Raw genomic sequence first — 25,600 nt, 5'->3', positions numbered from 1 at the left:
AGGAAAGGCTAAAAATAGTAATTGTTCAGAAGATATATCTAATATATCTTGAAATATTATTTTAGTTTGCTATACTTGTAAAAGAGCTGACGTGCCGTACTTCGTATTTTAATATACTTATAATTTCAACGGCTTCAAATCTACTATCATTAAATAGTAAAATTGAACCCAATTGAAAATTTAAGTAGATTATTATACGCATTGTTGGTATAATTCATATTGAATCTTGTACATAACGAGGTTCACTATGAGAGCTTCAATTAAAGCAATATACAATAGGGAGGAATTCTACACATGGCTCATCAACCAAAAGCCTACAAAAAGTTTGTTGCAACTGCAGCAACAGCTACTCTAGTAGCATCCGCAATCGTACCAGTCGCTTCAGCTGCTGAAACGAAATCTTTCACAGACGTAAGCAAAGCTTACGCTGACGCTGTAAACTACCTTGTAGCAGAAGGCATCACTCAAGGTACATCAGCAACAACTTTCGGAACAACTCAAAACATCACACGTGGAGATGCAGCGGTATTCATCGCACGCGCTCTTAAACTTGATGTTGACAACGCGAAAGACCAAGGTTTCACAGACCTTAACAGCCGTGTTAAAAACGCAGTCAACGCTGTAGTAGCTGCTGAAATCGCTAGCGGTAAATCAGCAACTTCATTTGCTCCAGAAGCAAACATCACTCGTCAAGAAATGGCGAAAATGCTTGCTAATGCTTACAAATTGACTGCTAAAGAAAATGCTAACTTCACAGACGTAAACAGCAACTGGATCGGTTATGTTTCCGCTCTTAAAGAAGCAGGCATCACTCTTGGTAAAACAGAAACAACTTTCGCTCCAACTGACAACCTAACACGCGGTGAGTTCGCTCTATTCATGTACCGTGCTGAAGGCGCACCAGCTGTAGGTGAAGTTGCTTTAACTTCTGTAAAAGCTTCTGGCGCAAAAGCAATCACAGTTGAGTTCAACAAAGCTGTTGATACAACAAAAGCTTCTATCGTTGTTAAAAAAGGCAACATTGTTGTGAATGTTGATTCTACTAAATACTCTGATGACAAAAAATCAGTAGTTATTAATACAACATCTAAATTAACAAAAGGTGAATACACTGTAACTGTTTCTAACTTAGCAGAAAAAGACTTAGTTGGAACTGCAGTCGCTGATGATGAGAAAGTAGCGAAAATCAACGTTTTATCTACTACAGCACCATTAAACCCAGATGCAGTGAAAATCGGGGATGTAGAGTATAAGGCAAATGAAACAGCATTTGTAAGCTATGAAGTTCTAAACCAATACGGTGAAGAGTTAGCTAACCAAACAATCAACTGGACACAGTCAACTGGCGGTAAAGTGGCTGACAATGGTTCTGGCCAATTGACTGTTGGTAATACAGCAACAGCTGGAACTAAATTCATTCCAGGAAACAAAGTATTCTTGACTGGTGTATATGCAAATACGGCAACTGTAGTAAATGCAGAAGTAACAATCGGTTTAGAATCAAAAGCATCAGTAGCTGACATTAAAGGTGTATACAATGTTAGCACTGGGAAGTTGGCTGATCTTCCAGCTGGATTCGGTGCAGATAAATTCGAATTACTATTCGAAGTTAAGGATCAATATGGAAATAAAATTTCCACACCTAACTTAGGAGAATTAACATATCTATCCGATAACCCACTATTCGTATTGCAACCATCAAAAGATGATGCAACAACAAGAACAGTTGGAAACGTAACATACCAAGCGATCAAACTTGTTCCAGGTTCACAAGCTGCTAAAGGCGGAACTGCAAACATTCAAATCATCTCTAACAACACTGGTAATGTCTCTAAATATACAATTTCTGCTGATGCTTTAGCATCTGTCAAGAGCTTCAGAATTTCTGCTCCTGAGAAATTGATTGCTGGCGGAGAAAAAGTGGAAATTCCATTCTCAGCAGTAGACCAATATGGTAATGCTATTACTAAGCATGCTGATCTAACTGGTGTAACTTTGAGTGATGGTCTATCTTTAGAAAAACAACAAGATGGTTCTGCAAAGTTGTACTATACAGCAGCTGACAACGCTACACAGCATGATACTATTGCAACAATTACTTCTTTAGTACCAACAAACGGCGACTATTCTAATATTCAATTGACAATTAAGCCGAATGCTGTTCCTACATCAGTTATTGGTTTAGCTGATAAAGTATCAACACAAATTGCTAGCGGAAACAAAGTAACTGCTAAAGGTGAAGACTTACTTGTACAAGACCAATATGGTCGTACGTTAACTAAAGCACAAATTAATGCTTGGTTAAATAAAGAAGTTAAAGATAAAGATGGAAATACAGTTGGCGATAATGCATTTGTAATTGAATCTACGGTAGGCGCATCTACACCGTTTGAAGTTACTTCTACTGTAACAGCAACTGATTCAAAACAGGTTGTAGTAACAGCTTCTGGCGATTCATTTGTTATCAACGCAGCTTCAGTTGCAGCAACTTCTGCTACTGAGAAATTAGTATTCTCGTTATCTACAACAACAACTCCTGCACCAGTTACAGTAAGCTCTAAATCTGTAACATTCACACGTGTTGCTCTTTCTGAGTATGTGAGTTATGAAGTTGCTGATCTTGGAACAATGTACAACAATGCTAAAGAGGATACAAAAACTACTGGCTATGATGTAACACCGAAAGTATACGGTGTGACTGCAGCAGGAGCAAAAGTATTACTTCCAGCATCTCAGTATACAATTACTCCAAACACTTCGAAGCTAACAGTTTCTGAAGGTAAAATTACAGACGTAGCTGAAAAAGGCTTTAAAGATACGGATTTCAAAGATAACAATGGAAACGCTAAAGATGTAGCTGTAAAAGTATCAATTCTTGTTAATGATTCAACTGGCGCAGCTGCTGCAACATTTACTAAAGACCTTGTAGTTTCTAATGGAACTCCTGTTGCATCTGATATTGCACTATCAAGCTCTGTGAAAAATGGTTCTGCATTTGTTAAACATACTGGCAAAGCAGTTACAGCAACAGATTTGAATAAATTTGTTGTTCAAATTCTTGACCAATATGGTGTAGTAATTGAACCAACATCAATCATCACAATTTCAAAAGTTGAAAAAGTAGATGGTTCAAAAATCACAGTTTCAAACAACGCTACTAGCACTGCATCAATTGCAAATGCTGAAGTAGGCGATAAATTTACTGCAACATTCAGATATACTGGTGGTAAATCAGTGTCTGTAGACTTTATCGTTAGCGATAACTAAGAAGTAAATACTATTAGTTCGTATAAGCCTATATGAATAATAGAAATGAAAAGGCCCTTTGGTTGAGAAATCAATCAGAGGGCATTTTTCTGTTTATATATATTAATAAACTTCAGAATTCCCTGTTATAAGATTACTCTCTAAAATATAGGTATTAGTATCTAAATTGCTGTGAAAAACTGAAATTTTGTATTAAGATATTTCCGTTAAAGTAGACTATTTTGCCCATTCTGATACTTTTAACTCCCAATATATTCAATTACATGATATATTTATAGTTACACACTACTATTCTATATAGTGTGAAAAAAGTGAAAAGGGGATATGGGCTTGGAAAAGAAGGGGTTTATGAAAGTACTAAGTAGTTTTTTAGCTTTCGTTCTTGTTCTTTCATTGGCAATGCCTTACACGGCAAGTGCAAATTCGGAACAAACTAAACCGTTCAAACCGAACACACAAAGCGAAAGCACTATGCAAATTAAGGCTGCAATTGCTGAACAAATGAATTTGGCAAATGGCGGACCAATATTGCATAAGGATTTACAGGGACTATCAGGAGATGAAATTGTCGATGTAATCGTACATTTATCTGAGACACCTGTTGCTCTTCAAAAAGGTATTACTGAATTAGCAGGCAAAAACTTTACTGCAGCTGAAAAAAAGAAAGCTTTGCAAAAAGTTAGTGCCCAACAGGCAAATGTAAAAAAAGAATTGAAAGCCCTTCAAGTTGCTTATGAAGAAGGATTTTCATTCAACACTGTATTAAACGGTTTCGCAGCAAAGGTGAAAGTTGACGATCTTCAAAAGTTACTAAATATTGAAGGTGTTACATTAGTTGAACCAGACGTTACAGTGTATGCTTTTGAGGATGAAACTAATGATGCAACTGAAACTATGGAAGGCGTAAAACCTTTGGATGGACAAGTTGAAGCATTCATGGATACAAGCATCGGTTTCCTTGGAATTGAAGCACTATGGGCTAAAGGCTATGAAGGACAAGGCATCAAAGTCGCAGTACTTGATACAGGAATTGACGCCGACCACCCTGACTTCCAAGGCATCTACAAAGGCGGCAAAAACTTTATTCCGAATAGCAGTACTTACACACGCGAACGTGATGATGATGATGCATCCGAAACTTCGCCAGTAGAGCGTCCAGAAGGCACGCCGGAGTTCAATGATAGAGGCAGTTCATTCTACACATCCCACGGTACACACGTAGCGGGGACAATAGCAGCAATCGGGAATAACAAATACGGCATAAAAGGGATTGCTCCGAAAGTCGATCTATACGCTTACCGAGTCTTAGGTGCATATGGTAGCGGATCCAATTCAGGAATCGTTGCAGCAATCGACTATGCAGTAGAGCAAGAAATGGACGTTATCAACTTATCACTTGGTGGCGGATCCAACACTGAAACAGACGCTGGTTCATTCGCGATCAACAATGCGATGCTTGCAGGCACAATCGCTGTCGTTGCAACAGGTAACTCCGGACCAGGTCGCGGAACGATGGGTACACCATCAACAGCCCGTCTTGGTATCGCAGTTGGGAACACGACAAGCCCCGAAGCACACTACTTTGGTGACATAAATATCGAGGCTGGTGACTACAACCTATCGAAAAGATTAAACCTAATGGGGACTACGTACGGAGCTAACCTTTCCGATCAACTAAACGGCGAATTCGACCTCGTCGCAGTCCCTGGAATTGGTCAAGCTTCAGACTATGAAGGACTTGACGTAAACGGTAAAGTTGTCCTTGTCTCACGCGGCGAAATCCCGTTTGTAGACAAAATTGCAGCGGCGAAAGATAACGGCGCAGTAGCCATTATCGTCCACAACTTCGCAGCCGGAACAGGCGCACCTGGAATATCGGGCACATTCCTTGGCGACGACTTCGAGTTCATTCCGACATTCGACATGTCCCAAACGGATGGGGATGCAATCCGTTTAGCACTTGCAGAAGCAGAAGGAACAATCTCGTTCAGCAATTTCGATAAAACAATGACAGAAGGAGACGAAGTGAACAACTCCAGCTCACGCGGACCGTCAACACCGAACTTCGACATCAAACCTGACGTCATAGCACCGGGAACGAACATCATGTCCACAATCCCGATGTACAAAGCAGATTTTCCGGAAGTAACTTACGAACAAGCTTACACTCGTAAAACAGGTACTTCCATGGCTACACCACATATTGCTGGAATTGTAGCGTTAATGAAACAAGCAAATCCGAGCTGGGATGCGTTTGACGTGAAAGTCGCACTCTCTAACACAGCGAAGGTTCTTGATACAAGCAAGTATGACGTATTCGCGCAAGGTGCAGGCCGCGTACAAGCATACCAAGCAGCGCACCCTGAGATCCTTGCATACGCAATTGACACTGCAAACAATGATGGACAAACAGTAGAAAACAAAAAAGGAACAGTGACTTTCGGCCATTTAGATTTGAAACAAGACATCTCCGTCACAAAGCAGATACTCGTGAAAAATGAGAACGGAAACGGTGGCACATATAACGTAACTGTACAAGTGACAAAAGGCTTCGAAGATGCAAAAATAACAATCGACAAGCCGACATTCACGTTATCCGGCGAGCAATTACTCAACGTCACGTTGACAGCATCTGCAGCAAATACGAAATCAGGCGATGAATTCCTCGGATACATCAATATCGAAGGCGGAAGCACAGTTGCATCATTACCATTCGCAGCAGACTTCGGGGGAGTCGCTAAAACTGAAGTTAAAGATATGCGAATCACTGAAACAGACTTGAGTTTCAATGGCGACGGTGTGAAAGACGAAGCCACGCTTTCCTTCACACTTACAGGCGATGTTTCTATTAACTATATTGAACTTTGGGATTTCATGAATCCTGATGGCGGAGCGTATGGAGACGGCTACATCGGTTACCTTCATGCGGGCACAGCCTTAGGTGCAGGTTCGTATACATTAAGAATTGGTGGAAACTACACGCCTTGGGAAGGAAACGGCTTAACTAAAATTCCGGATGGTCTCTATACGATCGATTTCACTGCATTGTCAAGTTCCGGAGTAATCGGTGACTATGTAGGACCAATTGTTGTCAAATCAACAGCAGGCACTATCGTTGGGGCAGTCGAAGGCAAAACAGCATCCGGCCAAATCGATGACGTCTATATCGCTTACCAAGAGGAACTCGAATGGTACAATATGGGATACGACATTAACACGAAACTGAAAGCATCCTATGAAGTATTACATGGTGAAGAAGTTGTCTCATCTGGCCCGGTAACATTGGAACAAGACGGGAAATTCACATTCAAGCTTCCAGAGCTTAATAATGAAGAACACTCTGTTAAAGTGAAATATGAAGACGCTGCAGGTAATAAAGCTGAGGAATTGATTTACAAAGCAGGTGATCATGTAGTTTCTATAAACCACGATGAACTACAAATTGTAGTTGGTAATACAGCGCAACTCAAATTAGTTGAAAAACTTATCAAAGCTGACGGTACAGAAGTTGAAGAGGATGTAACTGGTGATGCAAGTTTTACATCATCGAATGCTGACGTAGCAACAGTGGAAGATGGAAATGTGAAAGCAGTAGGTTTAGGTGAAGCTACAATCACGGTCACATATGGTGATTTCATTTTCGAAGTAACAGTTATAGCATCAAGACCGTTCGTTGAGTATCCAAATCCAACAGAACCGACAGAACCAGAAGGAGAGAACCCTGGAAGTGAAACCCCAGAAGGTGAAAATCCTGAAGGAGAAGAACCAGAAGGTGAAACACCAACAGTTCCAGACTTCTCGGATATTGCCAACACATTTGCTGCAAATGAAATCAATGCACTTGTAGCAAAAGGCATCTTTCAAGGAAAATCTGAAACTGAGTTTGCGCCGAATGCACAAATCACGCGTGCAGAATTCGCAGTACTGCTTGCTCGTGCTCTTGACCTACCTTTGGAAGAGTTCGAGGGTAGATTCGAGGACGTTAACACAAGTAAGAAATGGGCATTTGCAGGGGTAGAAGCAGCAGCTCGCGCTGGAATCATCAACGGAGCAAATGGTAACTTCAACCCTGACGCACCGGTTAAGCGTGAAGAAATTGCTGCTATGATAATCCGTGCAATTGAATACCAAAACAAAGAGAAACTTACAGGCCTTGAAGCACCGGCTAACTTTGGCGACCATGGATCAATTGGAACTTTCGCAATAGACTCAGTTTACAAAGCAGCAGCTCTTGGTGTTATCCAAGGTAACAACGGCAATTTCGTTCCAAAGAACAATGCAACACGTGCTGAAGCAGCAGTTATGCTTTACCGTGCATTGGAATTATTGGGATTGTTAGATTAATAGCAACGTAAAAAGGGGCCTCCTGGCCCCTTTTTTCTTTGGAATAACTACGCTTGGACATTTTGCTATACTAACAGGGAACTGGTACAAATCTGTCTATACCAAAAACTCTTAATAAATGATACATTATAATAGTTGTATACCCCCAATAATGCGACAAATAACATCATTGAAAAGTAAGGGGTGACGGGGATTGGGAAAAATTTTTAAAAGTTTACTATCAATCATTTTGATTCTATCCATGTTGGCGCAATTTCCAACAAGTGCCAGTGCAGAATACGAAACACCGCTTAAAACTAAAACAGAAAACGAAAGCATAGCAGAAATGAAAGCCGCTATTGCTGAACAGTTAAACTTGAATAATAGCGGACCAGTTTTACATAAGGATTTAATGGAACTCTCGGGAGATGAACAAATAGGTGTTATCGTTCATCTATCAGAAACGCCTGCAGGATTACAAAAAGGTATAAATGAATTGGCAGGGAAAAGCTTCACTGCCGCCCAAGAAACAAAAGTGCAACAAAAAGTGATTGTACAACAAAACCATGTCCAAAAGGAAATGCAAGCCCGCAAAGTTTCCTTTAAAGAAGGCTATTCATTCAACACTGTCCTAAACGGTTTTGCGGCTAAAGTGAAAGCTGACGATCTTCAAAAACTACTTCAAGTCGAAGGTGTAACTTTAATTGAACCGGACACTACTGTTTATGCATTTGAGGAAAAAGCTGAGACTCCAACAGATGGACAAGTCGACGCATACATGGACAAAAGTATCGATTTGCTTGGAATCAAAAAGCTGTGGGCAGAAGGTTTTGAAGGAGAAGGCATCAAGGTTGCAGTCCTTGATACAGGAATTGACGCCGACCATCCTGACTTCGAAGGCATCTATAAAGGAGGCAAAAACTTCGTCCCGCATACTGGTAACGATTATGCGCGCCCGCGTGCTGACGACGATGCTTCCGAAACATCACCACTTGACCGCCCGGCGAACCGTCCAATCTTCAACAGTGACAGAAGCTCATTCTATACTTCCCACGGGACACATGTCGCGGGGATCATCGCAGCGATTGGTAACAACGAATATGGCCTTAAAGGGGTTGCGCCGAAAGTCGACCTCTACGCATACCGCGTTCTTGGAGCATACGGCAGCGGATCAATGTCAGGTATCATTAAAGCGATCGACACAGCGGTTGTAGAAAAAATGGACATCATTAACCTATCCCTTGGTGGTGAAGCGAACACTGAAATAGATGCTGGATCATTCGCCATAAACAATGCAATGATGGCGGGTACAATCTCAGTGATCGCCACAGGAAACACCGGTCCGAAACGAGGAACGATGGGAACGCCATCCACATCACGTCTTGGTATCGCGGTAGGAAATACGACAAATCCTGAAGCGCATTACAACGTTGATGTTAACATCAACGCGGGAAACTATAATCTGACGAAAACGTTAAACCTAATAGGTACGCCATATGGCCAAGATCTCGCCACTCAACTTAATGGCGAATTCGAGATTGTCGCAGTCCCTGGGATCGGACAACCAACAGACTATGCAAACCTTGAGGTAAAAGGAAAAGTTGCTCTAGTTTCACGCGGTCAAACTCCATTCGTTGACAAAATTGAAGCTGCGAAAAACAGCGGTGCAGTTGCCGTTATCATCCATAACAATGCGGGTGGCACATACGCGCCAGGTCCATCTAAAACAATCCTTGGTGATGATTTCGATTTCATCCCGGCATTCGATATGTCCCAAACGGACGGCGAAGCAATCCGTGCAGCATTAACAGAAGCGGAAGGTACAATCACTTTCGGCTCATTCAATAAAACCTTAATCGCTGGCGATGAAGTGAACAGCTCAAGTTCACGTGGTCCCTCGACACCGAACTTCGACATCAAACCTGACGTGAGTGCACCTGGAACTAACATCATGTCTACAATTCCTATGTACAAAGCCGATTACCCGGAGAAAACGTACGAAAGGGCATATGCCCGTAAAACGGGAACATCGATGGCTGCACCACATATTGCGGGGATCGCCGCACTTATAAAACAGGCGAATCCAGATTGGAATGCATTCGATGTAAAAGTCGCTCTTTCCAACACTGCAAAACTCTTAGACACGAAAAAGTATGATGTATTCTCCCAAGGCGCAGGACGAGTTAATGCCTACGCGGCTGCTCATCCACAAATTCTTGCTTATGCAATAGATGAAGCAATCCTTGATGAATCAAATATGGTCGTAGAAAACCTAAAAGGAACAGTTACTTTTGGGGCCCAATCACTTGCAAAGGATTTGAAGGTTACAAAGCAAATCCTTGTAAAAGATATGAAGGGAATCGGCGGGGATTACGAGGTTTCAGTTAACGTGACCAAATCGTTTGGTGACGCCAAAATAACAATTGACAAACCCAATTTCATGCTCAACAACCAACAGCTTTTGAATGTAACATTGACCGCCTCGGCAAATTCAAAGGCAAAAGTCGGCGATGAACTATTAGGTTATATCCACATAAAAGGCAGAGATGTCGATATTTCATTGCCATTTGCAGCAGACTTCAGCGGGGAAATTCCAGTTGAATTGAAAGATATGAGCATCTCGGAAACAGATCTCAGCTTCAACGGCGTCGGTGTGAAACATGAGGCAATGCTATACTTTACGATCACCGGAGATGTCGATACGAACTACTTGGAAATCTACGATATCTTGAACTCGGATGGCGGGAAATACGGCGATGGTACTCTTGGTCTTATGTACTCAAGCCCATCACTCAGAGCAGGATCATACGAATTGATGATTCCGGGAACCTATACTTCATGGAATGATACAGAGGAAACTATGATTCCGGATGGCCTTTACACATTTGACTACACAGCCAAACCGAAATCTGGCGTTCCTACAGTGCTTTACGACTATGTTGGACCAATTTTTGTAAAGTCCACAAAACCCGTTGTTGAAGGTGTATTTAATGAAGGCACTCTAATCGGCAAAGTCACAGATAAGTATATTGAATTCAACGAAGCACTGGCTGAATACGGACTTGACTATGATTTGAATAAAAAGCTGAATGCCTTATATGTTGTATCTATCAACGGTGAAAACATTCAGGAGTTGCCATTTACACTGAAACAGGATGGGTCATTCAACATTAATATTGAATCCGAACCCTTCAATGACATTACCAATTCAGCAAAAGTCACGGTATTAATTAGAGACGCAGCTGGTAATTCGTCTGAAACAGTCATCTTCGAAAGAGATGCAAAGGCAGTTGCACTATCAGTAAATCCAACAGAATTGAATTTAATAGAAACACATGAAGCAAAACTTACTGTAACAGAAACAACTACAACATCCGACACTAAATCAGCGGTAAAGGATGTAACAAAGGAAGCGAAATACAAAGTAGCGGATGAAAGTATCGTTACTGTTTCTGAAGGTACAGTCAAGGCGGTCAAAGCTGGTAAAACCACAATTACAGTCAGCTATGGGAATGCTGAGCCCGTAACAATCTATGTCGAAGTGGATAAGGCACCAGTTGTTGTAGTACCGGGTCCTTCTACGCCGCCAATCATGATTCCGCCGGCACCGGGTGGCGGAACTCCAGAAGCAGGCAAGCCGGATGAAGAGAAGCCTACTGAGGAAAAACCAAAGGAAGAGAAGCCCATAACTCCACCAGTATTTAAAGATATTGCCAATACATTTGCAGTAAAAGAAATCAGTGTATTAGCTACGAAAGGCATCATCCAAGGGAAAACGGCAACAGAATTTGGCACGAACCAACAAATCACTCGCGCGGAATTCGCAGTACTACTTGCCCGCGCACTCGAACTTCCATTGGAACAGTATGAAGGGAAATTCAGAGACGTAAATGCAAGCAAGAAATGGGCATACGCAGGAGTAGAGGCAGCAGCTCGAGCTGGAATCGTCAACGGCTCGGCCGATGGCATGTTCAACCCTGACACGCCAATCAAGCGCGAAGAAATCGCTGCAATGGTCATGCGGGCGATTAACTACCAAGATAAAGCGAAACTTGAAGGTATCAAATCGCCTGCACATTTCAATGACCATGGTTTAATTGGATCCTTCGCTATCGATTCAGTTTACAAAGCAGCAGCAATCGGAATCATCAAAGGAAATAACGGAAATTTCAATCCGAAAAACAATGCCACACGCGCAGAAGCGGCGGTTATGCTTTACCGTGCATTGGATGTATTGCGATTGCTGGATTGAGAGTTTGGAAAAGAAGAGCCTTCGGGTTCATCTTTTCTTCTATTTAATAAAAGGACCTAATTTACTTCTGTGAATTATTAAAAAATTAATTGACGTTTAATAGATTGCATGATAAATTGTATTTAAGAGCTTTTCTAAAGGTTTGACCAATAGAAAAGTACCGGATGAGGTGCGGAAACACATCATCCGGGTCCCATTAAAATTAATACCCACTCTATCTAAAAGTAGTCGCTCTTTGATAGAGTGGGTTTTCGATTTCTGCAGTAAAATACACAAGCAGTTGTTCTAAAATCACAAGAATACATATATATTGAACCGGTACGGATAAAATTGTGCAAGTCGTAGTATTACGATGAAAATCAGTAACATTCTTCTATTTCAGAATGAAATTATTAAACGGTCTACCATCAAGAAAATTGGCAGATTTCGACAAATATTATCAACAAACTTGTCTTGATGTCTGAATTATATTAGACTATTAAATATGTAGTTAAAAATATACAGTGGGGTGAAGTAATGACAAAGACAAATTTTAGCTCTAAAGTTCTAAAATCAACAATGATCGGTGCCGTAGCATTGACACCAGTTCTTGCTGTTGGTGCTGGAACTGTAAATGCGGCAGATGCTAAACCAATTGGTGCTGATGCCCAAAAACAAATCAATGACTTGATTAACAATCTGGATAAAGCTTTTGATAATCTTAAAGCTGCTGACCCGAATAAGAACGATCCAGAAAAAAGTAAGGAAGCCCAATTACGTGAAGCGCGTAAATTAATTAAAGAACAACTTGAAAAGAAAGATTATTCTCAAGACGTTCTAAAAGACAAATCTGACACTAATGCAAAAACTGTAGTGGATGCATTGTTCAAATTCCTTACTAGCTCAGTTACTGCAGTAGATATGAAAGCTGCTTTCGAAACATTTACAGATGAAGTATCAGATGAAACATTGAAAAAGGCATTTGGACAAGAAGCTTATGCTGATGACTTGCGTGACCTTTTCATCCTATATTTAGTAGATGTTCAGAAAGAAGTTTTGTCTACAATGGACGATGAAGGATCACAGTTTGATAAATTCATTGATGCATTATTTGAAGTATCTTACACTAATGCAAAATATAAGCCTATCAAAGATGGTGTAAATAAGTCCCTTGATAAACTTCAAACGGGAATCACTTTAGCTGAAATTGTTTCTGAAGCGAAAATTACCCCTACACAAAAGGCTACATTTAAAGAATTAGCTGCTGAATACAATAAAATCGTCAATCCGGATACGGGTGACGGCGATGGCGGTAACAACAGTGGCGGAGGCGGCGTAGTAATCCCACCTACACCACCAACAACTGGAGACAATTCAGTTGAAGTTGACTCTGGCGCAATCGACAGCAACCCTCAATTAGTTATCGATGCTATCAACAATGCAGATAAAGTCGACGAGTTAGTCGTTAATGCACCGGCAGGCGCAACAGAAGCTAACATTCCTGGAACTATCTTGAATGCACTTTCTAAGAAAAACAGCAATGCTGTAATCGTTCTTCAATTCGGTGATGTAGCATACGAATTGCCAGTTGATGCATTTGACCTAACTGCAATCGCTAAAGACTTGGATGTTGCTTCTGCTGAATTGAAACTTAATGTTTCAGTAACAAAAGTGGACAACCCACTTGCAGGCAAAGCGGCTTACAAAGTACTTGCAGACGCATTTGACTTCAACGTTTCTGTTGGGGCACCAGGTGGCAAGTCTGTAGCATTGAATGTATTCCCAACACCGATTAAGCGTTCACTACCTGCTTCAGCTGATCTAAACCCACTAACAACAGTTGGTGTAACAGTTGATGCAAAAGGTAATGTTACTGCAGTGCCGACATATGTAACTGACGGTAAAAAATCTGCGAACCTTTACCGTTCTACAAACTCTGTTTATACATTGATCGAACACTCTAAGTCATTCACGGACATCACTGCAGGTACAAGCTGGGCTGAAGAGTTCATTAATCCATTGGCTTCCCGTATGGTAGTTAACGGCGTAACAGCTACTGAGTATGCTCCGACTAAGATGATCACTCGTGGTGAGTTCGCTGCTATCCTTTCTCGCGGTCTTGGTATCGTAGCTATGGATAAATCAGCAAACGTATTCGCAGATGTATCTGCAAGCCAAGCGTTCAACAAAAACGGCGAAATCGCTGCAGTCGTTGAAGCTGGAATCGTAGCTGGTTTCACTGATGGCACATTCCGTCCATACGAAGAAATCACTCGTGACCAAGCGGCAATCATGATCAGCCGTGCAATCGACTATGTTGGTGCTGACAAAGTGACATTTGACACGAAGAAAGCATTGACAGCATTCAAAGATAACAAGGATATCGGTGCAGCTTCACGTACGCACGTTGAGCGCGTTTACCAAGCGGGCCTACTTGACGGCTACCTTGATGACACGTTCCGTCCAAACGCAGACGCTAACCGTGCACAAATGGCGAAAATCATTTACAACTTCCTTGCGGAAATCAAATTCATTAACTAATTATGAAACTATCAAGCCCTTCAGAGCGTCTAAGCTTTGGGGGGCTTTTTCCTATCTTTACCTTTCAAACTTCACAATATTATAGTAGTCTAATAACAGGGAGGGGAAATTGAATGAAAAAATTAATAGCATCTATCGCAGCGGCCACTCTTTTCGTTACAGGTAGCCTTGGCCTTGGCCTCGGTACTGCCAAAGCGGAAGGTTTTACTGATGTAAAAACCACTTATGAATTCTATGAACCTATTAATTATTTGGCCAGCCAAGGGATTATTTTGGGCAAGGACGGAAAGTTCAATCCGGACGGTGTCGTAACACGGGCGGAGGCGGCGGTCATGATTGCAAGAGCTCTAAAGTTACCAACGGAAAATAGGGCAACCATCTTTACTGACGTCGGCAAATCAAGCTTTGCATCAGGTGCAATTCAATCTGCCACTGATAAAGGGATTATCAAAGGCTTTACAGACGGTACATTCAAGCCCGAAGAAATAGTGACAAGAGGGGAAATGGCAATCTTCCTTACAAGAGCATTCGAATTGAACGAAGAAGAACCGATGACATTCACGGATGTCCCGGTCAGTTCCGCGGGATATGCATACATCCCCAAACTTGTTGCTGCCGGAATAACTCAAGGCTATTCGAAAACAAGTTTTGGTCCGGAAAATCCGGTCAAACGTGCACACTTCGCTGCATTCCTTGCACGTGCGACAAACGAAAATTTACGCCTAACAGTAAACGCTTGCGGCTATAACCCAGCAAGCAAAGTGAATCCAGATCGCCAGACATTAAATTGCCTCGTGACAAAAGAAGCAAGAAAAGCGAATGTTCCACCAGAAATTGCAAAGGCTATTGTTGAAGTCGAAAGCGGTTGGAAACATTTCTTAAGCAATGGCGAACCATTAATCAGTCATGACAACGGTATCGGTCTGATGCAATTAACGAACAGAACCGAATTCGACACGGAACGCCTAAAATACGATATCGCATACAATATCGAAGCGGGCATAAAGGTCCTGTCTGAAAATTTCAAGCGTTCGGACCTTCCGGCGATTGGCACAAATGACCGAAGAGTACTGGAGCACTGGTACTTCGCAGTCATGGCCTATAACGGAACAAAGCCGAAAAATAGTCCGTTCTATCAAGAGACTGGCGAAAGAAATCCGACCGCCTACCAAGAAAGGGTCTACGGCAAACTTAGCAATGGCTTTGTAACAACAAATATCAAATCCATCAACATGTCAATCAATGACTTCACATACGATGGCTCGACTACTGACAACATTGAATTCAATACGAAAGCCTTTACGATGACGGGGAACGGCACGTTATCTGCTGAACTTCTTAAAGAGGGCTCGGTCGTCAAATACACTGGTAAAGGCCTAAGATCAAAGGCAACTTCCAACTCGGATCTTACTGAAATAAAAGACGGCGCATTCACGATTATTGGTGGACCAGTCTACGATACGGATCCAAAATCACCAAACAACTACATCTGGTATCCGGTGAAGACTACGGTTAACGGAAAAGTGGTAACAGGTTTTATCGCGGCTCCATATATTATTAGTCCTGTGACAGTACATTACTAATCTCACGGGAATTAGGCGCAGCCACAATTCGCGGAAGGACGCTAATTGTGGCTGTGACCTGGTGCCCTTGCAACAAGAAGGAGAAGGTGGAATGAAAAAACGTTTACAGCAACTCGGCTTCGTCATCACCATCATATGCCTATCCATCATCGGGACATCAACCGCACAGGCATCCACATTCAAAGACGTTTCCTATCAATACTGGGCCTACAAAGACATCCAATTCGCAGCACAACATAATGTAATCCGAGGGTTCTCTGACGGCTACTTCAGACCTGGATTCGACATCAAACGAAAAGACGCAGCAGTCATGTTAACAAGAGTCCTCGATCTCTACGAACTCAACGAGGAACCAACACCAGTCGAAGACCTACTACCAACTTCACCCGGCTACAAAGAAATCATGATTGCACTCGAAAACAATTGGCTTTCACTCGACAAGGGCTATTTCCATCCTGACGAGCCACTAACTCGTGACGAAATGTCGAAAATGCTCGCAACTGCTTATGGATATGAAGGGAAGGGCGCAAGTCAATTTTTCGATGTGCCATATGAAGATCCTTATTTCCTATTCATAGACGCGATTGCATTCGAAGAAGTGACAACCGGTTACAACGACGGCACATTCCGTCCAAGTGAAACGGTAACGCGCGGGCAATTCAGTGCATTCCTTTACAGGGTATATCAGAAGCCGGTCGCTTACGAAGTGAGAAACGATGGTGAACTCGTCGAAGTCGTCCAGAATGTCGATGACGCAATCGAACTTGCCCTCTATTATCCAAAAGGGACAGTCCACCCGCAAAGCAATAAATTCAATAAATACCCGCAAACGATTGCGGCTGCAGATAAAACCAATCTGAACAGCGGAGTGCTCATTTACAACGGTTTCAATGAAACAGAGAAATTCTCTACAAATTTCTTCAATCAATACTTGAAGACGAAGCTAAAAGATGGCGAGCGGAAAGATATGTTCGACACTTTCGTCATTTTAGGGCTCCGATACAATGAAAACAACGACCAATTCGTAGATGGGCCATCAAACCATGCAAACTACGCAGATTGGAGAACCTACATTGAACGGACATTTGCTCAGGATGGAGCCGTTGTAAACTTGAATTCAACCGCAAGACATTTGAACAGGAAAGTCGACGTCTACATTGCAATACCTTATCCAAAACGAAACGAGCCAATCATCAAATTCAACGGCGAAAGCGCCGGAAGTGACGTATACGCCCGATACGACCTCGCCAATTGGTATGTAAAGGAAGTAATGGAACGTTTCGAGACAGGTAAATATGAGAATCTGAACTTCAAAGGATTCTATTGGCTAAGCGAAACAGTCCGTACAGTAGACGATGAAGTCATCATCTCATCCATTTCAAGCATCTTGAAAAAGAATGACAAATTCTTCATCTACTCACCACACGCGACATCAACAAATTTCTATAAATGGAAAGACTACGGCTTCGACGCCGCATTCCTCCAACCGAATGCATTCAGATCAAACATCAACAACAAAGAAGAACGATTGCACCGCGCATTCCTGAATGCACAAATATACGGTACAGGTATCACGATAGAAATCGACTCCTACCATAACGACAAAGCCGAACAAGGCGTAGAAGCATTCGACCTTTACATGGATATGTCGAAACGCTACGGCTTAGATGAAAAAGGAATGATGTTCTACCAGGGAGTGAACATGGTCGAACGAATGGCGACCTTTGAAAACCCCATTTACAAACGCTGGTATGAGCAACTGACGGAGACGTTTTTTGATAAAGAGAAAGAGCAGTGACCCTTTGCAAATATAAGTGGAGTCTCCGTTGATTGTAGCGGAAGGCGGCGACTCCGAGGGGATTAGCGAACGCCGTTACGAAGAACGGCGTTTGCGAGCAAAAGCGCAGCGTTGCGAGCAGGATGCCTTAATTTCTGCAAAGTACGCAGAAATACGGCAAATCGAACTCTCCGTGGTTCGATTGGCTCACCGCCCGCCCCCCGGAAAGCGTCCGCCTGAAGCGAAAATCAACTGTTCTTGGATAGTCTTTGAGTAAGAACCTTTCCTTCTATCAATCGTCCACATAATTATGAAATAAACCTGCCGATACATACTGACGCTGTGCTATAATATTTAAATGTGAAACAACTACAGAAAGGGTCATTCCATGAATCTTAACCTTAGAGAAATGGCCGTGCCAATCATTGGGGTTCTACTCTTAGCCGTGGCGCTTGTCATTCCGAATACAATGATTGCCTATGGCATCTCGCTCCTCTTAGCAATCGCGGCATTGTTCAGGCCCAAACAGGCCATTTTATTTTTGCTTATCTACTTCCCGCTACGCTCATTCCTGATCGAACTAAGCCCGGGATTAAAACTTGTGGGCGACCTAATCATCGTCTTCGCCTTCCTCCGAGTACTTTGGGATTCTCGAAAGGACTTGAAGTCGATTTTCCGATTCGAACTATTCGAATGGGCTTTTATTGCGTTCATCGTGATGGGAACCGTCTCTGCATTCCTATCAGGCGTCGTCCTGACAGCAATCATTTTCCAAATCCGCGCATTCGTAATCATGTTCCTTCTATTATATATCGTTAAACGATTGGACATTACGAAACGGGATATTATGAATTTCCTTGCCGTCACTCTATTTGTCACAGTCGTATTGATCATCCAAGGACTCGTCGAAAAGCTATCCGCCCGTTCACTCCTCATGCCGGATCAATGGGTGAATCGCCAGCTTTCGAAAAATAACGCAAGCCGTATCTACGGACTTGTAAACAATCCGAACGTGTTTGCCGTCTATTTAACAATTTCTGGCATTCTTATTTACTACTTAAAGACACTACTTCCGAAGACGAAGCTTCAATGGGTGCTTAATATCGTTCTTGTCGTGCTTGCAGGTACATGGATACTTACGTATAGCCGTGGTACATGGATTGCCTTCATCATCGGAATTGTCATCTACTTCCTGTTCACAAGGAATTGGAAATTCGTATTGAAATCAGGAATTGCAGTTGCGTTAGGCTTCATCCTAATTACAGTACCTATAACAAAAGCTGCATCATGGATCAGCTCGAACACTGAAATCGGTGAAATCGTACGTACAGGTACACCTGAACCAGGCGAAACTTTCGCTATTGAGTCAACACGCATCAAAGAAACATTCCAGTCGGACACATTTGAAAAGAGTAAGACAACTGGACGCTTGTTCATCGTCTACAAAGGTCTCGAGATCTTTAAAGACTATCCGGTAATCGGAACAGGCTTCGGTACATTCGGGGACTCGGCTTCAAAAGTATATTCGTCGCCATACTATAGCCAATACGACGTCCGTTTCAATATCTATTCGGACAACCAGTACATCCAGGTCATTACTCAGAACGGTGCTGTAGGCGTATTGCTATTTGCTGTATTCCTATTAGGCATGTTAGCCGTGTTCTGGATGAGACGTAAGCAGTCGGACAAAGCCATCCCGATGTTAGCTTTACTCATCAGTGTCTACTGGTGTGGTTTCATCTATAACATCTGGGAAGACAAGACATTCACGATGTACTTCTACATCCTGACAGCAGTCTTCTTGGCTTATACATCAAAGAAAACTACGCGTTTGCAATAAACAGAAGAACCCCGGTTTCAGGAATTTCCTGAGATCGGGGCTTTTCTGTTTTAATAAACCCTAATTTGTTAAAGGCATTAAGCGCGTCAAAATACTCCTATGAGAAAACATTACCCTTCCGCGTACCTGGTCTTTTCTGCCCGCGGTTACTCTCTATTATCTCCACACACTGATTCGCGCCTAATGCCTTTGACAATCTAAAAGCACTTCAATGCCCAAGAGCTCATTGTTTCTCTCGTGAGCTCATTCTTCCAGCTCAAGAGCTCGTTCTTCCTCCCTGAGAGCGGATTCTCCGCGCCTGACACTCTGTGGTGTTTAGATGGAGTTTCCGTTGATTGGAACGTAAGGCGGCGACTCCAGCGGGAACAGCGCGAGCTGAAGACCCTGGACTGAGCGCAGCGAGGGAAGCGGCTGAAGCCGTGCCCGCGGAAAGCGTCCGCCTGAAGTGCAAATCAACAGTATTAGGCAGTCCTCCGGACTTTCTTTTTTTAGTAGTCTATTAGAACGAAAATCTCCCATTACTATACAAATAAAAGGATAAGAGATTATAATGAACATACATCAACTAACAAAGGGGAATGAATAATTGCATAAACGTAAACAACTGTCGAAACTCAGCACCCTACTTCTTGTGATTTTTCTATTAATACCAAATCTCGCATTAGCAGAAACACCAAATACGACAGCGGCACCTATCACGGAATCTACTAAAATCTCACAAGGTGTCCAATATGAATCTACGAACACAATAGTAAACAATGAGGCTCAAGCATTTAAACAGTTAATCGTTGACCTGAACGACCCATTCACAACAATCGACGTCAGCATTCCGACGCCGCTTAGCAAACTCGCAACTACTACAAGCCAAGCAAACGCATACACTGCATTAGGCCAGCAAGTAGCAGGTGCGATCAACGGTTCATTCTTCTGGGGATCTGACCAAGGCTACCTACCAATGTATCTCATCGCCTACCGCGATAGACTCATGAACGCGGGAATCATCGCATCCGGTAGAGACCAATACGTCAACCAACCGATTGCATTCGGTATCGACAGCACTAATAAAGGAAAGATAGATTCGTATAACTTAAGTCTATCATTCAATCATAATGGACAAGATTACCCGATCACTTCAACGGACAAGCACCGTTCGAATGACAACTTAATCCTTTATACACCACTTTACCCGAAACCAACTACTGAAACTAACGCACTTGGAATCGAACTCGTCATTGAAGGCGTTACAGGCGGAACAGCCCTTAACTTCGGGGAAACAGTAACAGGTAAAGTAACAAAAATCCGGGAACGCAACAACCCGACAGCTTCCACTATCCCGAAAGACGGATTCGTCCTGTCAGCACACGGGGAAGCGATGCAACTTATCAAGGACATCGGAATCGGTGAAACAATCTCCATCACTGCCGATATCGACGACAAATGGAAAGGCGCATCATTCATGCTTACGTCCGGTCCTGAACTTGTCAAAGACGGCAAAGTGAATCTTGGAATCGATCCGAACAGTGACCGTGCAACGGAACGCGCACCACGTACGGCGATTGCGATCGATAAAACAGGAACAAAAGTATTCATGGTTACTGTAGACGGAAGACAATCCGGCTATAGCCGTGGACAAAACATGAGGGAATTCGCGGAATACCTTGTGTCGATCGGCGCGCACCAAGCGCTTAACTTGGATGGTGGCGGCTCCACGACGATGGCTGTCCGTAAGCCTGGGGACTTCAACGTCTCCCTATTCAATAAACCATCAGACGGCAGAGAGCGCTCCGTCTCCACTGCACTTTTCGCAGTATCAAAAGCACCAGTAGGGACACCGACAACAGTCGGAGCACATCTGTCAAAACCTGGAGTCTATTTAAAAGGGACGAAAGGTTCAGTTTTAGTAGATTACGTGATGGACAACTACTACAATCCAGTCACATTCAATAAAGCGGATGTCAAGCTAAGCTCACCTCAAGGGCTAATCTCAACAAACGGCCTTGAATTTACAGCTCAAAAAGCTGGAGCAGGCTCAATCACTGCTCAGTACAATAACGCAACAGCAAATATACCTTTTGAAGTAGTTGAATCTATCCATACAGTTCAGCCTTCAAGCCCGTCATTCGAGGTTAGAAAAAATGGCTCAACTACATTAACTGTAAAAGCTTTCGACGCTAAAAACAGGGAAGTCATCTTTGACCCGGCTCTCGTTAAATGGAGTGCAGCTGATAGTATCGGGACAATCACGGCAAATGGCACATTCACAGCGGGATCCAAAGAAGGCACAGGCTCTGTAACAGCAACATTAGGCGGCAAAACAATCTCCATACCAGTAACAATTACAGGCGACTACTCCAGAGTGGATAAAATGGAATCCTTGAACAACTGGACAGCATCAGCAACAAACGGTAAAGCAACACTTTCAATGAACAGTGATAAAGAGCCTGCATTCGAAGGTAACGGCTCATTAAAGCTCACATATGATTTTACTGGAACAACAGGAACTTCAGCTGCTTATATCGATGCGAAGACACCCGTAAGCCTAACTGGTACTCCAGTTAAGATCACAGCTCGTGTCTATGGAGATGCAGGTAACACTTGGCTACGTGGACGCATCCAGGATGGCCAGGGCAAAGAGTACGTTGTCGACTTCACGCCGGAAAACGGCTTGAAATGGCTTGGCTGGAACTATGTGACAGCTACTATCCCTGCAGGTGTAACTGGTAATCTATCACTCAAGCAAATTTATATCGCACAGCCGACAGACAGTCTGAAAACAAAAGGCAGCATCCGAATCGATGACCTGAAAGCGGTCTTCGCGAACAGTTACAAAGAAGCTCTCTTCAAAGACACAGGACTCACGTTCCGTGCTGAAGGTGAAATCACGTCACTCGTGAACCAAGGCGTCATTGCAGGCTTCGCTGACGGGAACTTCGGTCCATACGAAGAGTTGACGAGACAGCAAGCTGCAATCTTACTGGCAAGAGCACTTAAGCTACCAACAGACAACGTGACGGATCCAGGTTTCGAAGACATGGCTCCGACAATGACGTTCTATAAAGAAGTGGCGGCTGTCGCAAACGCAGGCATTATTAATGGGAAGGAAAAAGGAACGAAATTCGACCCGAACGGTAAGTTGACTCGTGCTGAGATGGCGGCCATCCTACAAAGAGGATTCAAGCTACCGCTTAGCGACAAGAATCACTTCACGGACAGCAATGGCAGCTTCGCAAAAGACGCTATCAATTCCCTGGCATTTAACAATATTACCCAAGGTATTGGCGGAGGGAAGTACGGACCTGCGCAAAACATCAGCAGAGCTGATTTCTCGGTATTCTTGCATCGTACAATGGCAATAAAGTAATAGAAAAATAGTCTTTGAGATTGCAGAAAATTATGGTACACTATCTATGTAGAGTTTTTCCTTTTACACTATAGAATCTTAATGGCCTTGGTTGATGGTGCGGCAAAAAATCTGTGAAGATCCCTTCTTCATGGATTTTTTTGCTTTTATTCAATAATTCTATATAGCTATAGTTCACTTCCCTTTTTATTCGTGGTAGACTATTAAACATATGAACTTACCGAAAAGGAGTTAATTATGAAAAAAAAGCTGATTATATCATTATCTGCACTCATGGTTATCGCATTATGCGTAGGCGGCTACCTATTATACATAATAAAATTCAAAGAATACGACGTTGCGGATGAATCCATCGATGAAATCATTGAAGAGTCATTCGAAATCGAATTGCCCGATGGCACAATCATCACACTCGATGATAGCGGGGAAGACATTGTCAAAAAAGAATCCGATAAAGAACACGGTGATGAAGAAGGACAAGATAGTTCCGACTCAACAACAGACGACTCGGAAGACGAATCATCCATTCCGGTAAGCGGCAAGGACCAATCATCCAAAACTCCTTCCGGAACGTCTAACAGCGGCTCAAACTCAAACTCGAACACAAACAAAGGTTCAGGTTCAACATCCAAACCAGCAACAGGTAACTCCACCGCAGGACCCGGGAATACAGGAACAAAAGTGACCGTCGCTTCGATCAAAGAAAAGTACAACCCGGCATTCAATGCACTCGAAAATCAGGCGGAAAGCAAATTGAATGCATTGATCGGCAGGGCCAAAAATGAGTACTTAACTAAAAAAGAAAACGGCGAGAAAATCGACTACGGTTATTTCTACAATAAATACACAAGCGCCGCTGCAGAACTTGAAGGCAGAACGGACAGCGTCTTCAAAGGTGTTCTAAAAGTCGTTGAGAAAGACCTCGAAAAAAACGGCTATGACAAATCATACGCAAAGAGCTTCCAAGATCAATACAACGCACAAAAGAAAAGCCGTAAAGACGCTCTAATGAAAAAAGTAGTAAATAGATAAAATGCTCCTTTAAATATTCCAAGAAGGTAGTTGCTTGGAGTGGAGGGCGGCGACTCCTGCGGGGTTAAGCGCGAATGGTGAGACCCCGCAGGAGCGAAGCGACGAGGAGGCTCACCCGCGCCCCGCGGAACGCGTCCGCCCGGAACGGAAAGCAACGGCCCATGATAAAAAATACTAACTAACAAAAAAGGAGAATACACATACATGGAAGAAACAATCAGCCTACAAGATTTGTTCCAAACGTTAAAGAAAAGAATAGTCCTGATCATCTCTCTAACAATCATTGCTATGGGCATCGCGGCCGTTGCAAGCTATTACTTCATGACGCCGATATACCAAGCATCGACACAAATCCTTGTCAATCAAAAAAATGACCAAAACAACCAATTCAATACACAAGAAATTCAAATGAACCTCCAGCTCATCAACACATACAACGTCATCATCACAAGTCCAGCAATCCTATCAAAAGTAATTGATAATTTAGACCTCAACATGACACCGGCTCAGCTGAAAGGACAACTCACTGTCAACAGTGCGCAAAACTCACAAGTCGTCAACTTGACTGTCCAAGATACAGAGCACTTCAGAGCAGTTGATATTGCCAATACGACAGCACTTGTTTTCCAAGAAGAAATCCAAAAGCTGATGAATGTCGATAACGTCAATATCCTTTCACCAGCTGTCAATGTAGATTTTCCATCTCCTGTTAAACCGCAGAAACTGTTGAACATTGCAATTGCAGCAGTTGTCGGATTGATGCTTGGAGTGGGACTTGCTTTCCTATTAGAGTACCTTGATACAACAGTTAAAACTGAACAAGACATCGAAGAACTTGTCGGCTTGCCAGTCCTTGGAATTGTAGGGAAGTTTCCAAATGAAATCCTACAAAATAATGCAACAAAACCTTTAACAGCAAGAAAGAAGGAGAAAGCACATGCTAATTAAACGTAAAAAGAAAGTCCTTCAAAAAGCTGCAAGAATTTTAGTTGCACATCAAGAGCCGAAATCAATTATCTCGGAACAGTTCAGAACAATCCGAACAAGTATCGATTTTTCGACACCAGATAATGACCTTGAAACTCTCCTTGTCACTTCTGCAGCACCAAGCGAAGGGAAATCGACGATTGCAGCGAACATTGCTGTCGTCTATGCACAAAACGGTAAGAAGGTATTGCTTGTAGATGCCGATTTGCGTAAACCGACAGTTCACTACACATTTTCTCTAATGAATAACGTTGGATTAACGAATCTATTAGCGAAAAACACGACTCTTCAAGTTGCTGTAAAGAAGAGTGAAGTGGAAGGCCTTGATGTACTTGTTTGCGGTTCGATTCCACCGAACCCTGCAGAGCTATTAGCGTCTAAATCTATGGACAATGTACTTGAACAGTTAAAAGAACAATATGATCTTATCATCTTTGATGCACCCCCTCTCCTATCGGTGACTGATGGGCAAGTCCTTGCACAGAAATGTGATGGGGCTATCCTTGTCGTCAGCTCGGGGTCAACAGAAAAGGAGAATATCGTAAAAGCGAAAGAAGCGCTATTATTGACGAAGACTCCGATTTTAGGGGTTGTCCTTAACAACTTCAACCTTACGAAAGATCATTATTACTATAACTATTATAGAATGGAAGAGTAA

The 25,600-nt window shown here is 42.7% G+C and carries 11 protein-coding genes; all 11 read left to right on the top strand.

Annotated elements, in window-relative coordinates:
- The first annotated feature begins 294 nt into the window (after window positions 1-294).
- The 11 genes from NSQ43_RS16060 (at window position 295) to NSQ43_RS16010 (ending at window position 25,600) form a co-directional block, all read left to right on the top strand.
- Entirely contained in the window at window positions 295-3,267 is a 2,973-nt protein-coding gene (locus NSQ43_RS16060) for an S-layer homology domain-containing protein (protein ID WP_339251846.1), read from the top strand.
- 330 nt (window positions 3,268-3,597) lie between these two features.
- Window positions 3,598-7,611: a S8 family serine peptidase gene (locus tag NSQ43_RS16055; RefSeq protein WP_339251844.1), complete on the top strand. Its 4,014-nt coding sequence runs from the start codon at window positions 3,598-3,600 to the stop codon at window positions 7,609-7,611.
- Window positions 7,612-7,804: 193 nt separating this feature from the next.
- Window positions 7,805-11,842 (top strand): S8 family serine peptidase, encoded by a 4,038-nt coding sequence (locus NSQ43_RS16050; protein WP_339251842.1) that lies wholly within the window; start codon window positions 7,805-7,807, stop codon window positions 11,840-11,842.
- 516 nt (window positions 11,843-12,358) lie between these two features.
- Complete coding sequence (locus tag NSQ43_RS16045; RefSeq protein WP_339251840.1) at window positions 12,359-14,362, top strand: S-layer homology domain-containing protein; 2,004 nt, start codon at window positions 12,359-12,361, stop codon at window positions 14,360-14,362.
- 113 nt (window positions 14,363-14,475) lie between these two features.
- Window positions 14,476-15,945: an S-layer homology domain-containing protein gene (locus NSQ43_RS16040; RefSeq protein ID WP_339251838.1), complete on the top strand. Its 1,470-nt coding sequence runs from the start codon at window positions 14,476-14,478 to the stop codon at window positions 15,943-15,945.
- 91 nt (window positions 15,946-16,036) lie between these two features.
- The gene (locus NSQ43_RS16035) at window positions 16,037-17,743 is read left to right on the top strand and encodes a DUF4855 domain-containing protein (RefSeq protein ID WP_339251836.1); all 1,707 of its coding nucleotides are present in this window, start codon (window positions 16,037-16,039) and stop codon (window positions 17,741-17,743) included.
- A 367-nt stretch (window positions 17,744-18,110) separates the two neighbouring features.
- Window positions 18,111-19,562, top strand: a complete 1,452-nt coding sequence (locus NSQ43_RS16030; RefSeq protein ID WP_339251833.1) for an O-antigen ligase family protein — start codon at window positions 18,111-18,113, stop codon at window positions 19,560-19,562.
- A 586-nt stretch (window positions 19,563-20,148) separates the two neighbouring features.
- Window positions 20,149-22,923 (top strand): phosphodiester glycosidase family protein, encoded by a 2,775-nt coding sequence (locus tag NSQ43_RS16025; RefSeq protein ID WP_339251831.1) that lies wholly within the window; start codon window positions 20,149-20,151, stop codon window positions 22,921-22,923.
- 237 nt (window positions 22,924-23,160) lie between these two features.
- On the top strand, window positions 23,161-23,955 hold the full coding sequence (locus NSQ43_RS16020) for a hypothetical protein (RefSeq protein WP_339251829.1): 795 nt from the start codon (window positions 23,161-23,163) through the stop codon (window positions 23,953-23,955).
- 204 nt (window positions 23,956-24,159) lie between these two features.
- Complete coding sequence (locus tag NSQ43_RS16015) at window positions 24,160-24,903, top strand: Wzz/FepE/Etk N-terminal domain-containing protein (protein ID WP_339251827.1); 744 nt, start codon at window positions 24,160-24,162, stop codon at window positions 24,901-24,903.
- Window positions 24,893-25,600 (top strand): CpsD/CapB family tyrosine-protein kinase, encoded by a 708-nt coding sequence (locus tag NSQ43_RS16010; RefSeq protein WP_339251825.1) that lies wholly within the window; start codon window positions 24,893-24,895, stop codon window positions 25,598-25,600. Before NSQ43_RS16015 ends, NSQ43_RS16010 begins: the two co-directional genes overlap by 11 nt.

The organism is Sporosarcina sp. FSL W8-0480 (assembly GCF_037963765.1).
Taxonomy (GTDB): domain Bacteria; phylum Bacillota; class Bacilli; order Bacillales_A; family Planococcaceae; genus Sporosarcina.
The sequence above is the reverse complement of the archived record's forward strand: the minus strand, read 5'-3'. Positions and strand labels throughout refer to the sequence as shown.